This window comes from Streptomyces sp. NPDC059166 (genome assembly GCF_042755185.1).
Classification (GTDB): domain Bacteria; phylum Actinomycetota; class Actinomycetes; order Streptomycetales; family Streptomycetaceae; genus Streptomyces.
Genome location: NZ_JBHZCI010000026.1, coordinates 12565 through 26265, shown reverse-complemented (window position 1 = coordinate 26265; position 13701 = coordinate 12565). Strand labels below are relative to the sequence as shown.

At 69.3% G+C, this 13701-nt stretch carries 9 protein-coding genes; 5 read left to right on the top strand and 4 right to left on the bottom strand.

The window, feature by feature from the left end:
• Positions 1 to 406: 406 nt before the first annotated feature.
• Together acs and ACFXOA_RS20295 are read right to left on the bottom strand one after the other, a co-directional pair.
• Positions 407 to 2374: an acetate--CoA ligase gene (gene acs, locus ACFXOA_RS20300; RefSeq protein WP_385030081.1), complete on the bottom strand. Its 1968-nt coding sequence runs from the start codon at positions 2372 to 2374 to the stop codon at positions 407 to 409.
• Positions 2375 to 2557: 183 nt separating this feature from the next.
• Positions 2558 to 5056 (bottom strand): SulP family inorganic anion transporter, encoded by a 2499-nt coding sequence (locus tag ACFXOA_RS20295; RefSeq protein WP_385030078.1) that lies wholly within the window; start codon positions 5054 to 5056, stop codon positions 2558 to 2560.
• A 299-nt stretch (positions 5057 to 5355) separates the two neighbouring features.
• Here ACFXOA_RS20295 and ACFXOA_RS20290 point away from each other — a divergent pair, with 299 nt between their 5' ends.
• Positions 5356 to 6684: a hypothetical protein gene (locus ACFXOA_RS20290; RefSeq protein WP_385030075.1), complete on the top strand. Its 1329-nt coding sequence runs from the start codon at positions 5356 to 5358 to the stop codon at positions 6682 to 6684.
• A gap of 25 nt (positions 6685 to 6709) precedes the next feature.
• Here the strand turns inward: ACFXOA_RS20290 and ACFXOA_RS20285 are convergent, their stop codons facing one another.
• Positions 6710 to 7702 (bottom strand): ATP-binding protein, encoded by a 993-nt coding sequence (locus tag ACFXOA_RS20285; protein WP_385030072.1) that lies wholly within the window; start codon positions 7700 to 7702, stop codon positions 6710 to 6712.
• 102 nt (positions 7703 to 7804) lie between these two features.
• Here ACFXOA_RS20285 and ACFXOA_RS20280 point away from each other — a divergent pair, with 102 nt between their 5' ends.
• Positions 7805 to 8629: an oxidoreductase gene (locus ACFXOA_RS20280; protein WP_385030069.1), complete on the top strand. Its 825-nt coding sequence runs from the start codon at positions 7805 to 7807 to the stop codon at positions 8627 to 8629.
• Positions 8630 to 9166: 537 nt separating this feature from the next.
• Here the strand turns inward: ACFXOA_RS20280 and ACFXOA_RS20275 are convergent.
• A complete protein-coding gene (locus tag ACFXOA_RS20275; protein ID WP_385030066.1) occupies positions 9167 to 10006 on the bottom strand; it encodes an HAD family hydrolase in 840 nt (279 codons plus the stop codon).
• A gap of 500 nt (positions 10007 to 10506) precedes the next feature.
• Between ACFXOA_RS20275 and ssd the strand changes: the two genes are divergently transcribed.
• Genes ssd through ACFXOA_RS20260 form a run of 3 tightly spaced genes read left to right on the top strand, consistent with a single transcriptional unit; the run spans position 10507 to position 13651 of the window.
• On the top strand, positions 10507 to 11643 hold the full coding sequence (gene ssd, locus ACFXOA_RS20270; RefSeq protein WP_385030063.1) for a septum site-determining protein Ssd: 1137 nt from the start codon (positions 10507 to 10509) through the stop codon (positions 11641 to 11643).
• A complete protein-coding gene (locus ACFXOA_RS20265) occupies positions 11640 to 12788 on the top strand; it encodes a TadA family conjugal transfer-associated ATPase (RefSeq protein WP_385030060.1) in 1149 nt (382 codons plus the stop codon). Before ssd ends, ACFXOA_RS20265 begins: the two co-directional genes overlap by 4 nt.
• Positions 12785 to 13651 carry a type II secretion system F family protein gene (locus tag ACFXOA_RS20260; RefSeq protein ID WP_385030057.1) on the top strand — a complete coding sequence of 289 codons (867 nt, stop codon included), beginning with the start codon at positions 12785 to 12787 and terminating at the stop codon, positions 13649 to 13651. Before ACFXOA_RS20265 ends, ACFXOA_RS20260 begins: the two co-directional genes overlap by 4 nt.
• Positions 13652 to 13701: the final 50 nt, after the last annotated feature.

Here is a 13701-nt window from a genome sequence, read left to right as displayed (position 1 = left end):
ACGGACTCACATGCCGACCAGACTTCCCGGCGCCCCTGTGGACTTTTCTCTGCAGTTGTCGTCGTGTGCGTTCGTGCCGACGCATCAGCCTGATCGTCGACGGATCTGCCTGAATCGCCGGCGGATCTACCAGAATCGCCGACGGGTCTGCCTGATCGCTGCGCCGAGGCACTCGTACAGACGTGCCCGGTGACTGGAAGTTCACTCTACCTGGGGCATCGAAAACGTATCCGGTGCCGGCGTCCGCCGCCTGGCGAGCTCAGCCGTCCTCGGACGGCCTTTCGCGCCCGGATCGCCGACAGGGGCATCCGGAGAGATCCGGATGCCCCTGTCGGGTGTTGGGAGGGTGACGGGCGGGAGCCGTCCTCGGCGCTGTCCTCGCCCCGGGACCCGCGTACCCCGGGCCTCAGTCCTCCGAGGAGGCGGAGGGCAGCTGGGTCTGGATGAGAGACATGACCGAGGAGTCCGTCAGCGTGGTGACATCGCCCAGTTCACGGTTCTCGGCGACATCGCGCAGCAGACGCCGCATGATCTTGCCGGACCGGGTCTTGGGCAGCTCCGCCACCGGCAGGACACGCTTGGGCTTGGCGATCGGGCCCAGAGTGGCGCCCACATGGTTGCGGAGTTCGGCGACCAGCTCCTCGGAGGCGGTCGCCGTGCCGCGAAGGATCACGAAGGCGACGATGGCCTGGCCGGTCGTCTCGTCGTTGGCTCCGACCACTGCGGCCTCGGCCACCGACGGATGCGACACGAGGGCGGACTCGACCTCGGTGGTCGAGATGTTGTGGCCGGACACGAGCATCACGTCGTCGACCCGGCCCAGCAGCCAGACGTCGCCGTCCTCGTCCTTCTTGGCGCCGTCGCCCGCGAAGTACTTGCCCTCGAAGCGAGACCAGTACGTGTCGATGAAGCGCTGGTCGTCGCCCCAGATCGTGCGCAGCATCGAAGGCCACGGCTCGGTGAGGACCAGGTAGCCGCCTCCGCCGTTCGGCACTTCGCGAGCCTCGTCGTCGACGACCGTTGCGGAGATGCCGGGCAGGGCGCGCTGGGCGGATCCGGGCTTGGTCGCGGTGACCCCGGGGAGGGGCGAGATCATCATCGCGCCCGTCTCGGTCTGCCACCAGGTGTCCACGATCGGGCAGGAGTCCGCGCCGATGTGCTTGCGGTACCAGATCCACGCCTCGGGGTTGATCGGCTCACCGACCGATCCGAGGACACGCAGCGAGGACAGGTCGAACTTCGCGGGGATGTCTTCGCCCCACTTCATGAACGTACGGATCGCGGTGGGCGCGGTGTAGAGGATCGTGACGCCGTACTTCTGGACGATCTCCCAGAAGCGTCCCTGGTGGGGCGTGTCGGGGGTGCCCTCGTACATGACCTGGGTCGCGCCGTTGGCCAGCGGGCCGTAGACGATGTACGAGTGTCCGGTCACCCAGCCGATGTCGGCGGTGCACCAGTACACGTCGGTTTCGGGCTTGAGGTCGAAGACCGCGTGGTGGGTGTACGACGCCTGGGTCAGGTAGCCCCCGGACGTGTGCAGGATGCCCTTCGGCTTACCTGTGGTGCCGGAGGTGTAGAGGATGAAGAGCGGCTGCTCCGCGTCGAAGGCCTCCGGTGTGTGCTCGGCCTGCTGCCTGGCGGTGATCTCGTGCCACCAGACGTCCCTGCCCTCGTTCCAAGCGGTGTCCTGACCGGTGCGCCTGACCACGAGTACGTGCTCGACGGTGTCGATGCGCGAGACGGCGTCGTCCACGGCCGGCTTGAGGGCCGACGGCTTGCCCCGCCGGTACCCGCCGTCCGCCGTGATCACGACCTTGGCGTCGGCGTCCTGGATCCGGGCGGCGATCGCGTCGGCGGAGAAGCCCCCGAAGACCACCGAGTGGGCGGCGCCGATGCGGGCGCAGGCCAGCATCGCGACGGCGGCCTCCGGAATCATCGGCAGGTAGACGGCGACCCGGTCTCCCTTGCCGACGCCGAGTTCGGTGAGCGCGTTAGCCGCGCGGGAGACCTCGTCCTTGAGTTCCGCGTAGGTGATGGCGCGGCTGTCGCCGGGTTCGCCCTCGAAGTGGATCGCGACACGGTCGCCGTTGCCGGCCTCGACGTGGCGGTCCACGCAGTTGTACGCGACGTTGAGCTTGCCGTCCGCGAACCACTTCGCGAAGGGCGGGTTGCTCCAGTCGAGCGTTTCGGTCGGTTCCTCGGCCCAGGTCAGGCGACGGGCCTGCTCGGCCCAGAAGCCCAGCCTGTCCGCCTCGGCCTGCTCGTACGCCTCCGCTGTCACGTTGGCGTTCGCGGCCAGATCGGCAGGCGGTGCGAACCGCCGCTCCTCCTTGAGCAGATTGGCCAGGCTTTCGTTGCTCACGACATCTCCCATTCCCAGGGTGTCCGTTGTGTCCCGGGGGACAGCTCATCAGGCCACGGGCCAGGTGACAAGTGTCTGCCGGGAATTGGTTTAGACCTGTGCCTCGTGTAATGAGGTACGAGCCCCGCTTCCGTCGCAGGCCGAGCCCGACGGAAGCGGGACCACAAGGTCTCACGGACCGGGGAGGGGAGTGGTTCAGGCTCCGACCGCGGCGCCCGGTGTGAGCCGGTCGAGGGAACCGGGGTCCGGCTCCTCCCATTCGGCCTCGGGCGCGACCCGGGCGAACACCTCGTCGGGTCCCGTTCCGGAGCTGGCGCCCTCGGTCAGCAGATAGGCCTGTGCCTCGCCGACGTGGAAGTACATACCGTGCAGTTGCAGGGTGCCCGCGGCCAGCCTGCGCGCCACGCACTCGTGTGCCCGCAGATGCTCCAACTGCTGTACCACGTTGGTCAGGCAGAGCTGCTCGACGGCGTCGGTGGGCATGCGTCCCGCGATGCGGGCCCAGGAGTGGTGGCGGGACCGCATCCGGTGCAGGCTCGGCATGCCGTGCCGCAGCCACCGCCAGAGGGGTGTCCCGGGGTCGTCCTGACCCGCTCCGAGCAGGGCCTGCATCGCACCGCATCCGGAATGGCCGCAGACGGTGATCGACTCGACCCCGAGAACGTCCACCGCGTACTCGATGGCGGCGGCCACGGAATCGTCGTTGCCTGATGCACCCTCGGGGTCCGGTGGCGGCACCAGGTTTCCGACATTGCGCACGGTGAAGAGGTCACCTGGACCGCTGGCAGTGATCATGCTGGTCACCAGGCGCGAGTCGGCACAGGTGAGGAACAGCTGGGAGGGGCGCTGTCCTTCGGAGGCGAGCCGTGCAAGCTCGTCGCGGACCAGCGGGGCGGTGGTCCGCTGGAACGAACTGAGACCGCTCAGGAGGCGGTGGGCGCCACGCCGGGTGGGAGAGTCCCCGGAACCGGCCACGGGAGCCTTCACCGTCACTGGGTGCGAGACGGATCCTGACATGGCCGGCACGCCATCCTGCGCGCTGTCGTGGCAGTGGTGATTGCGCCACGGCGTCCACGGGCGACAACAGGAGTGTGCAGCCGACGCGGGCTCGGCGATACGGCCTCCCGAACGTCCGGTGAACTCGATCCGGCCACCCGTCGCGGTCTGCGCCGCGTACCAGTCCTGGATCGCCTCGTATGCCGCGTGATCCATGAAGAAGCCGTCCAGCTCGACCACGACGTCGGCCCCGTGCGGGATACGTCCGAGGACGCGGCTCAGACGGGGCACGGCCAGAAAGGTCAGTTGGCCACGGGCGGAGATCAGGTGGCTACCGTCCTTCTCGGTCACAGTGATGCGCGTCCGGGCCAGCCGGTGCAGGGCGACGGCCACCGCGACGACGATGCCGATGGCCACCCCTTCGAGCACGCCGACGAGCACCACACCGCTGATGGTCGCTCCGTACACCAGGAACTCGCGGTGCCTGTGGACCTTGCGGATGTGTGCGAAGTTGACCATCTGGATGCCGACCATCATCACCAGTGCGGCCAGCGCAGCCAGCGGGATCCATTCCAGCGCTGTGACCAGCAGCAAGGCGGCGAGCAGTACCCAGACGCCGTGCAGCACCGTGGAGGCCCGAGTCCGTGCACCCGCCCGGACGTTCGCGGAACTGCGGACGGCGCCGCCGGACACCGGCAGCCCCCCGGCCAGTCCCGAGAGGGCGTTGGCCACACCTTGGGCTCGCAGTTCGCGATCGAGGTCCGCCTTCTTCGGAGGGGCGGGTGTCGCCTCGGCCTTCGAGGCGGTCGCCGCGCGGTCTGCCGCCAGCTTGTCCACTGCGACTGCGGCGAGCAGGGACTCGAGACTGGCGACGAGCATGACGGTGAGCACTGCCGCCGCCAGGCCGGCAACCGGCCCCTTGGGCATCTCGGGCAGCGCGTGCGAGTGCCACGAGGGAAGGTCCACCCGGGCGATCCCCGGGGTCGCCACCGCTGCCACGGCGGTTGCGACCGCCACGGCTGCGAGGGCGGCGGGAACTCTGCCCAGAGAGGCTCCGATCCGCCCGGGCAGCCGCGGCCACGCGATGAGAAGCGCGATCGTGAGCGCCCCGATGAGCGGGGCGGCCGGCTCGAACCGTGCCAGGGAGGCGGGCAGCGAGAGGGCGTTGTCGAGAGCGGAGCTCTGCGGTGCTCCGCCGAGCACGATGTGCAGCTGGGCGAGGGCGATGGCGACCCCGATTCCCGCGAGGGTGCCGTGCACGATGGCGGGACTGACGGCCAGGGCGCTGCGGGCTGCTCTCAGCGAGCCCAGAAGGATCTGAAGCAGGCCCGCCGCGACGGTGATCGCGCAGGTGGTGCGCCATCCGTAGATCTGGATCAACTCCGCCGTCACCACGGTGAGTCCGGCGGAGGGGCCGCTGACCTGGAGCGGGGTCCCCCCCAGCGCCCCGGCGACGATGCCGCCGATCGCTGCCGAGACCAGGCCTGCGGCGAGCGGCGCGTCCATGGCGACGGCGAGGCCGAGCGACATGGGAACGGCGATCAAAAAGACGGTGATGGATGCGGACAGGTCCGCTCCCGAAACCCGGAATCGGCCTCGACCGGGCGGGGGGCTGTGGGGACGCTTGATTCCCGAGGCCGGGGACGAGTGCGGACTGCGGGCTGAGCGGTCGTTGCGGATGGGGGTGCAGGCAGACATGTTTCCCGTCTCCTCCGGGGCAGCGCGGTCGCGGTGTTTCGAGTGACGGCGGCCGTGAGTCACGGCGTGCGGCGGTGGGCAAAGCGGCGGGATTTATCAACTATCCGTAAATGAAAGGTAATGCAGAGTAAAGAAAGCTGTCCATTCTTTCGGGCACTTGGCCGTATGTATCACTCAATCAAGTGAATAAGCAGCTTTTCATCTGTTTTGTCTTACTGATTTCTGTGGGTTGCGTGTGAGGTGGGCCGCGCTGTGTCGGCACTTCGGTGCACCAATCCCGCAAGGAAGAAGGTGGACGGATGATTTCCGCCTCGAACGCCTCGAAGCGAATCGCCTTGGGCGCCGCGGTGGCGGCCCTGGCTGTGGGTCTCGCCGGCTGCTCGGGACCGGGGTCCGGTGCCGCGGGCCCCGGCCATGGCAAGGAGCCGGCCCAGGGGAAGTCCCCTGCGGCGGCGCCGAAGGCGGCGGTCGACCTCATCGGCGACGGTTCCACCGCGTTCACCGGAGCGCAGCCGAAGCTGCCCGTGCCGAAGCGGCTCGAGCCCGGTCAGAGGCCGCCGCAGTTCGTGGTCTTCTCCTGGGACGGAGCCGGTGAGGACAGCCAGCGGCTGTTCTCGCATTTCCGCGCGGTCGCGAAGAAGTACGACGCCACCATGACGTACTTCCTGAGCGGGGTGTACCTGCTGCCGGAGGAGAAGAAGGCGCTGTACGACCCGCCCCAGCATGCCGCGGGCCGTTCCGACATCGGGTTCAACGACACCCAGGGCATTCGTGACACGCTGACGGAGCTGCGTGCCGCGTGGCTCGACGGCAATGAGATCGGCACCCACTTCAACGGTCACTTCTGCGGACCCGACGGTGGGGTCGGCACCTGGTCGGTCGAGGAGTGGAAGAGCGAGATCGGCCAGGCGAAGGCGTTCGTGAAGGGCTGGAAGACGAATGCTCCGGCCCTGAAGGCCGAGGCGCCGCTGCCCTTCGACTACGACAGGGAACTGATCGGCGCCCGCACCCCGTGCCTGGAAGGCCGGAAGAACATGGTCGCGGCTGCGCGGACCATGGGGTTCCGCTACGACTCCAGTGGCATCGGGAACCAGGTCTGGCCCGCCAGGAAGGACGGGCTGTGGGATCTTCCTCTCCAGCTCGTTCCCATGCCGGGCCGTGACTTCGAGACGCTCTCGATGGACTACAACTTCATGTTCAACCAGTCCGGAACGACGACCCAGGGCGACCCGGACAAGCACGAGTACTGGGGGAGCCAGATGAGGGACGGGCTGCTCCAGGCATTCGACCGCGCCTACGACGGCAACCGCGCACCGCTCATCATCGGCAACCACTTCGAGTCCTGGAACGGCGGCACCTACATGCGCGCGGTCGAGGAGACGATCAGAACGGTCTGTACCCGACGGGAGGTTCGCTGTGTCTCCTTCCGGCAGTTGGCCGACTGGCTCGATGCCCAGGACCCGGCGGCACTCGAGAAGCTGGGAACCCTGAAGGTGGGGCAGAAGCCCGCGCAGGGCTGGGCGTCGTTCCTGGCGGGACCGGCTGCCGCCGGGACCCCGGCCGCCCCCACGCCCACCGGAACGCGGGGCGGGGCGGCGGACCGCGGTCCCGGCGGGGACGCGGGATAGGGCGGGCCTTTGCGCCGGCGCCCGCTCAGGCGGGCTGTGCGGCGGTCTCCGTGAGATGTTCGTGCAGAACGAAGGCGGGGTCGACCTGGGCGGCCAGGTCGACGCCCGTCTTCTCGTTGCCCCAGCTCTCCGCGTTCTTCAGATGGAAGTGCACCATCTGCCGGGTGTAGCGCCCCCAGTCGCGCAGTTCGTACGAGTCCTCCGCGGCGTCCTGCAGGGCTTGCAGTGCCATTCGGTTGTCCGCCTCCAGGAGCTCGAACGGGGCGGGGCGCCCCTTCTCCATGGAGCGGACCCAGTCGGACTGACCGACGGTCACCAGCAGGTCGTCGCCGGTCTCCTCGCGGAGGAACTCGAGGTCGTCCTGGCTCTGCACCTTGTTCCCCACGACCCTCAGGGCGATGCCGTAGTCGCGGGCGTACTCCTTGTACTGGCGATAGACGGAGACCCCCTTGCGAGTCGGTTCGGCAACCAGGAACGTCATGTCGAAGCGGGTGAACATCCCTGAGGCGAAGGAGTCCGACCCCGCGGTCATATCGACGACCACGTACTCGTCCGGGCCGTCGACCAGGTGATTCAGGCAGAGCTCCACGGCCCCCACCTTCGAGTGGTAGCAGGCGACACCGAGATCGGACTCGGTGAACGGGCCCGTGGCCATCAGGCGGACATCTCCGTCGTCGAGCGCGACCGTGCGGGCACAGGCGTCGTACACAGGGTTGTCCTCGCGGACGCGGAGGATCCGGGAGCCGTCTCCCGGCGGGGTGGTCTTGATCATGGTTGCGGCGGATGCGATCCGGGGGTTGCTCCCGCGGAGATAGTCCTTGATGAGCGGCAGGTGCGCCCCCATGGCAGGGAGCGCGGCCGCTTCCTGGTCGTCCAGGCCGAGGGCGGCCCCGAGGTGCTGATTGATGTCGGCGTCCACTGCGACGACATGTGCTTCATTGGCGGCGAGGTGGCGGATGAAGAGCGAGGACAGTGTGGTCTTGCCGCTGCCGCCCTTCCCTACGAAAGCGATCTTCATGTTCACCTAGGGTAGCCGCACAATCGCTCTTCGTGGTCGCTCTTCGTGAAGAAGGCCACTCCAGGGCGGCATCTGTCCGGGGTGCGCGTAGCCTCCTTACTTATGAGTACGACTTCCTCGGACCCGCTTGCCGCCCTGAGTGGCCTGCCGGGCGTGACCGAAGCGGTGGACTCGGTGCGCAAGGCGGTGGATGCGGCCTACGGGCACAGGGTCATGCGGCGGCGCAGCAACGAGGTCACCGCGGAGGCGGCCTTGCGTGGAGCGCGCGGCTCGGCGGCGCTGTCGGGTGCCGACTGGAACCTCGAGGAGGTTCGTCGGCGTACCGACTTCAGCGGTGAGGAGGAGGCCCGCACCGTCGGGGCGGCCCTGAGACTCACCGCTGAGGCGGGCCAACTTCTCTCCATCTGGCGGCAGTCGCCGCTTCGCGTGCTGGCGCGACTGCATCTCGTGGCGGCCGGAGGAGTCACGCCCGACGACACGGTGGGCCGGCCTCGGCTGGCGGGCGAGGTGGTCAGTGAGCCACTGATCGAGGCGTCGCTCCCGGACGCCGAGGAGGTGGCCGGGAGACTCGACGGTCTGTCCGGGCTGATCATCAAGGGCAGCTCCGCCCCCGCGCTGGTGATGTCCTCCGTGGTGCACGGCGAACTCCTGGCGCTTCGCCCTTTCTGTTCGCACAACGGCCTGGTGGCCAGGGCTGCCGAGCGGATCGTGCTGGTGGGAAGTGGACTGGACCCCAAGTCGATCTGTCCTGCCGAGGTGGGCCATGCCGAGCAGGGCCGTGCGGCATACGTCGCGGCATTCGAGGGATATCTCTCGGGGAGGCCGGAAGGGATGGCCGCCTGGATCGCGCACTGCGGCCGTGCGGTGGGTCTGGGCGTGAGGGAGACCACGGCGGTCTGCGAGGCGCTGCAGCGCGGCGCGGCGTGATCCCGGCTGTTCCTGGAAGCCGGATCAGCGGCCCGCCGCCGTCGTGAGGCGAGGCGCCGGTCGCCGGCACTTCCATCGGTCGACCGTAGGCAGTCTGCGGTGGAGGGCTGTGGTCGTGAGACAGAGATGCGGCGGCACCGGATGCGGTGCCGCCGCTGGCACGTCCGCCGAGTTACCAAGCGTCCTCGGAGTTCGCCCATCAGGTCGGGTTCTTTGCCCGTCACCTGGTGCGGCTGGCCCGTAATCGACGGGTCGACGTCGCGTGGGTGCTCGGCATTCGTGCTCGGTCCGTGGGCCGTGGTGCGTAGAAAGGTGATCCTCTCGGATGTCCCTGGTCTCGCGGGCCGTTGAATCCTTTGTACTCCGCGTCCGGTGAGAGCGGAAGGCCTGCCTCAACTTCTTTACTTTTATGTTCAAATGACGCGAGTCGGACGCCCTTGGTGCCCTGCCCGCGGAGAGACGAGGGCAGGACACCGAGAGCGGCCCTTTGCAGAGGGGGGGCGGGGCGCCTCGGTGGCTGCGTGCAGCGCCCGAGGGTCAGGCGGCCTGCCTTGATCCCCGGCGGCGGCTGGCGTACCAGACCAACCCAGCGGTCACGGCGGCGGCGCCCACCGCGGCGGCGGCCGCCAGTGCCGGTCGTGGGGGCATGGAGAACGCGGGCAGCCGCTGCTTGAGTCGGACCGGCCGGTTGAAGACGAGGACCGGCCACTCCCGGAGGGTCGCCTCACGCCGCAGCGCCCTGTCCGGATTGACCGCGTGCGGGTACCCCACCGACTCGAGCATCGGCACGTCTGTCGCGGAATCGCTGTACGCGTAGCAGCGGGAGAGGTCATAGCCCTCCGACTCCGCGAGCGCCTTGACCGCCTCGGCTTTGGTCGGCCCGTAGGCGTAGTACTCGATCTCCCCGGTGAAGCAGCCGTCATCTCCGACGACCATGCGAGTGGCCACCACCCGGTCGGCGCCGAGAAGCTCTCCGATCGGTTCGACGACTTCGGCGCCGGAGGTCGAGACGATGACCACATCGCGCCCGCTGGCGTGATGCTCCTCGATGAGGGTGGCCGCCTCGTCGTAGATGATCGGGTCGATGAGGTCGTGCAGGGTCTCCGCTACGAGGTCCTTGACCTGCTGGACGTTCCAGCCTTTGCAGAGGGCCGAGAGGTAGTCACGCATGCGCTCCATCTGGTCGTGATCGGCGCCCCCGGCGAGGAACACGAACTGTGTGTACGCGGTGCGCAGTACGGCGCGGCGGTTGATCAGCCCGCCCCGGTAGAAGGACTTGCTGAAGGTCAGTGTCGATGACTTCGCAATGACCGTCTTGTCCAGGTCAAAGAAGGCTGCTGTGCGCGGCGAGAAGCAGTTTTCCACAATGGTGAGCATAGGGGCCCGCCATTCGGCGTAAAGTCCGGTGGGTGGGTTTGCTTGAGAAGGTGCTCGGGTACACCATGGAAGTCACGGATCGTTCGCGACCGTGCTAACCCGGTCCGGCTCCTCCCCCCCCCGAGTCGGCCGTGGGGACGACCCCCGCTCTCCCCCCCGGCGGGGGTCGTCGCATGTCCGGACGCGCTTCGCGGTTGCGGCTCATCTCGTCCCTTTCCTCGCGCCGGTGTCGGTGGCTTCGCCTCGGTGGGCTCCGCTCGATCATGGCTCGTCACGCTGCGTAGTGGAAGGGGTGCGCTGTGAATGTCCCCTGTACGAGCTACCGGGATATTCACAACGCTCTCGTTGTCCACAGTTCCTGACCTTGATCCACAAGTTTTTCCGCGTGGATGCATGTTGATTCCACCCGCGAAGTCCGCGGGATCCGGAATCGCGCATCTCGGAAGTGCTCGAGGGCGTCGCGAAACCGGCTGAAGGAGCAACGGGAAGGGGCGGGGATCATGGCTGGATCGTTCGCTGACGAGACTCCTCCGGACACCGGGGACCGGCGGAGCGGGCCTTTGATCCTGACCGAGGACGCGGAGGTCCTGGACGACCTGCTCAGGTTGTGCGCGGCGGCGGGGGCGGTACCCGAAGTGCGCCACGGGCCGCCCGCCGAGAGGGGCGACTGGGAGCGGGCAGCGATGGTGCTCGTTGGCGACGACGCGGCGCCGAAGTGCCGTGCCATGTCGCGAAGGCCTGGGGTCATGCTGGTCGGAAGGGACCAGGACAACCCCGACGTGTGGCGGCGCGCCGTGGAGATCGGGGCCGAGTACGTGCTTCGGCTGCCGGACTCCGAGTCGTGGCTCGTCGATCAGATCGCCAATGCCGTGGAAGGTACGGGCCGGCCTGCCCTCACCGTCGGGGTGCTCGGCGGGCGGGGTGGTTCCGGGGCGTCCACGCTGGCCTGCGCCCTCGCCGTGACGGCGGCGCGTACTGGGCGCAGGACATTGTTGATCGACGGCGATCCTCTGGGAGGCGGCATCGACGTACTGCTCGGTGGTGAGGCGTCGGAAGGCTTGCGATGGCCGGATTTCGCGCGTTCGAAAGGCAGACTGGGCGGTGGGGCGTTGGAGGAGTCCCTGCCTGCCCTGCACGGACTGCGAGTGCTCAGCTGGGACCGGGAGGACGAGGTCGTCGTGCCTCCGCAGGCCATGCGCTCGGTGCTTTCCGCCGGGCGGCGGCTCGGCGGAGTGGTGGTCGTGGATCTGCCTCGGCGGGTGGACGAAGGGGTGGCCGAGGCCCTGGCCCAACTGGACGTCGGGCTGCTGGTCGTGCCGGGTGAGCTGCGAGCGGTGGCGGCGGCCCAACGCGTGGCCTCGGCCGCCGGCATGGTCCTGAACGATCTCCGGGTCGTGGCCAGGGGGCCGTACACGGCGGGTCTGGACGAGCACTGGGTCGCCAAGGCGCTCGGACTGCCGCTCGCGGGCGAACTCCCGGTGGAAACAGGGCTGTCGTCCGCCCAGGACAACGGCGTGCCCCCGGGTGGGAATCCCCGGGGCGCGCTGGCCCGATTCTGCGGAGCCTTCTGGGATCTGGCCGATCCCGGCCTCCGCGACGGTGTCCCGGTCAGTTCGGGCGGAGGCGGTGCGTCATGACGGCCGAGTTGCTCGATGCCGTGAGACAGCGGCTCGCCAGCAGTGGTGCGGAGCCGACCCCCGCCGGGGTCGCGGCCGCGCTCAGGGCCCAGGGCCGCCTGCTGGGCGATGCCGACGTGCTTCACACCGCCGAGGAACTGCGGGGTGAACTGGTCGGCACCGGAGTGCTCGAGCGGCTGCTGACCGATCCCATGGTCACCGATGTGCTGGTGTCCGCTCCGGACCGGGTGTGGGTCGACAGGGGGCGAGGACTGGAGCTGACCCGGGTCGCCTTCCAGGATGCCGCGGCCGTCCGGAGGCTGGCTCAGCGACTCGCGGCGGTGGCCGGCCGGCGGCTCGACGACGCCCGGCCGTGGGTGGACGCGCGGCTGCCCGACGGCACTCGCATGCACGCGGTCCTTCCGCCGGTGTCGGTGGGATCGACCTGCCTTTCGCTGCGGGTCGTGCGACCCAGGGCGTTCACTCTGGCGGAGCTCGTGGCGGCGGGCACGGTACCGCCCGGTGGTGACCGTTTGCTCGCGGCGCTCGTCGAGGCCAGGGCCTCGTACCTGATCAGCGGTGGCACGGGTGCGGGTAAGACCACTCTGCTCTCGAGCATGCTCGGTGCCGTCGGCGGGGGAGAGCGCATCGTGCTGGCCGAGGACTCCTCGGAACTGCGTCCCGACCATCCTCACGTCGTCCGCCTGGAGTCCCGTCCGGCCAATCAGGAAGGCGCCGGACGTGTGACCCTGCGGGACCTTGTCCGCCAGGCACTGCGCATGCGGCCCGACCGGCTGGTTGTCGGCGAGGTTCGTGGCGCCGAGGTGACGGAGTTGCTGGCGGCACTGAACACCGGACACGAGGGAGGCTGCGGCACGGTGCACGCGAACGCCGCCGAACATGTTCCCGCCCGCTTGGAGGCGCTGGGCACGGCGGCGGGCCTCGACCGGGCTGCTCTGCACAGCCAGTTGGCGGCAGCGCTGTCCGTGGTCCTCCATCTCGTCCGCGACCGCAGCGGGCAGCGGAGGCTGGCCGAGGTGCATGTGCTGGAGCGTGATCCCGCCGGACTGGTGGTCACCGTGCCGGCTCTGCGCTGGGCCCCCGGAGGATTCGCGTCGGAGCGCGGCTGGGACACGCTCGGAGCGCTCATCGGGGAGCGGTTGTGACGGCGACCGGTTGGGCCGCCCTGAACCAGGTACCGGTCTGGGTGTGGGCCTGCTGCGTGGGGCTGGCGGGTGGTCTGGCCGTGGCCCGGGATCCGGGAGCGAGACGTGCCAGGCGTCTCATGCGGCCGGCGCAGGATGAATGGTGGGGCTTCGCATGGGGGACGCGGCTTCGCACCTTCCTGGACGGACGGCGGGAATGGCTCTGTGCCCCTGTGGCGGCTGCTCTCGCGGTGCTGGGCGACTCGGTGCTCCCGTTGCTCGCCGGCGCTCTCGCCGTCCCGCTCATGAGGCGCTGGCTGCGGAGGAGGGCCGGCACCCGGCAACGGGAGAGGGCGACCGACGAGGTGACGTCGCTCTGTGGGGCAGTGGTGGGAGAGTTGCGGGCGGGGCGGAATCCCGGGCAGGCGCTGCTCGTGGCAGCGCGGAACACCGGTGCTCTGGGGGCGGCGGGACCTGAGGTACTCGCTGCCGCTCGGTTCGGCGGCGATGTGCCGGGTGCGCTCCGCACGGCGTCGGCCGGCCCCGGTCTCGAGGGACTCGCGGGTATGGCGGCCTGCTGGCGGGTGGCAGTCGACGGTGGGGCCGGACTCGCCGCGGGGCTGGCCCGCCTGGAGGGCGCTCTGGCAGGGGAACAGCGCCGTCGGGACGAGTTGAGGGCACAGTTGGCGGGCGCGTGGTCGACGGTTGTGATCCTCGCGCTGCTCCCCGTGGCGGGGCTGGCCCTGGGGGCGGCTCTCGGCGCCGATCCGCTGGCGGTCCTGCTGCACAGCCCGGGCGGACTGGTGTGCCTGGTGACCGGGGTCCTGCTGGAGGGTGCGGGGTTGTTCTGGGCTTCGAGGATCGTGCGGGCGGGGGAAGCATGAAGGACCTTCCTGGCGTGGGTGAAGGCCTCGGTGCGGCTGGGGTGGCGGGC

What these genes read in the sequence shown, in the direction of transcription:
- acs (WP_385030081.1), bottom strand. Translation starts at nt 2,374, where the DNA reads ATGGGAGATGTCGTGAGCAACGAAAGCCTGGCCAATCTGCTCAAGGAG.
- ACFXOA_RS20280 (WP_385030069.1), top strand. Translation starts at nt 7,805, where the DNA reads ATGAGTACGACTTCCTCGGACCCGCTTGCCGCCCTGAGTGGCCTGCCG.
- ACFXOA_RS20290 (WP_385030075.1), top strand. Translation starts at nt 5,356, where the DNA reads ATGATTTCCGCCTCGAACGCCTCGAAGCGAATCGCCTTGGGCGCCGCG.
- ssd (WP_385030063.1), top strand. Translation starts at nt 10,507, where the DNA reads ATGGCTGGATCGTTCGCTGACGAGACTCCTCCGGACACCGGGGACCGG.
- ACFXOA_RS20265 (WP_385030060.1), top strand. Translation starts at nt 11,640, where the DNA reads ATGACGGCCGAGTTGCTCGATGCCGTGAGACAGCGGCTCGCCAGCAGT.
- ACFXOA_RS20295 (WP_385030078.1), bottom strand. Translation starts at nt 5,056, where the DNA reads ATGTCTGCCTGCACCCCCATCCGCAACGACCGCTCAGCCCGCAGTCCG.
- ACFXOA_RS20275 (WP_385030066.1), bottom strand. Translation starts at nt 10,006, where the DNA reads ATGCTCACCATTGTGGAAAACTGCTTCTCGCCGCGCACAGCAGCCTTC.
- ACFXOA_RS20285 (WP_385030072.1), bottom strand. Translation starts at nt 7,702, where the DNA reads ATGAAGATCGCTTTCGTAGGGAAGGGCGGCAGCGGCAAGACCACACTG.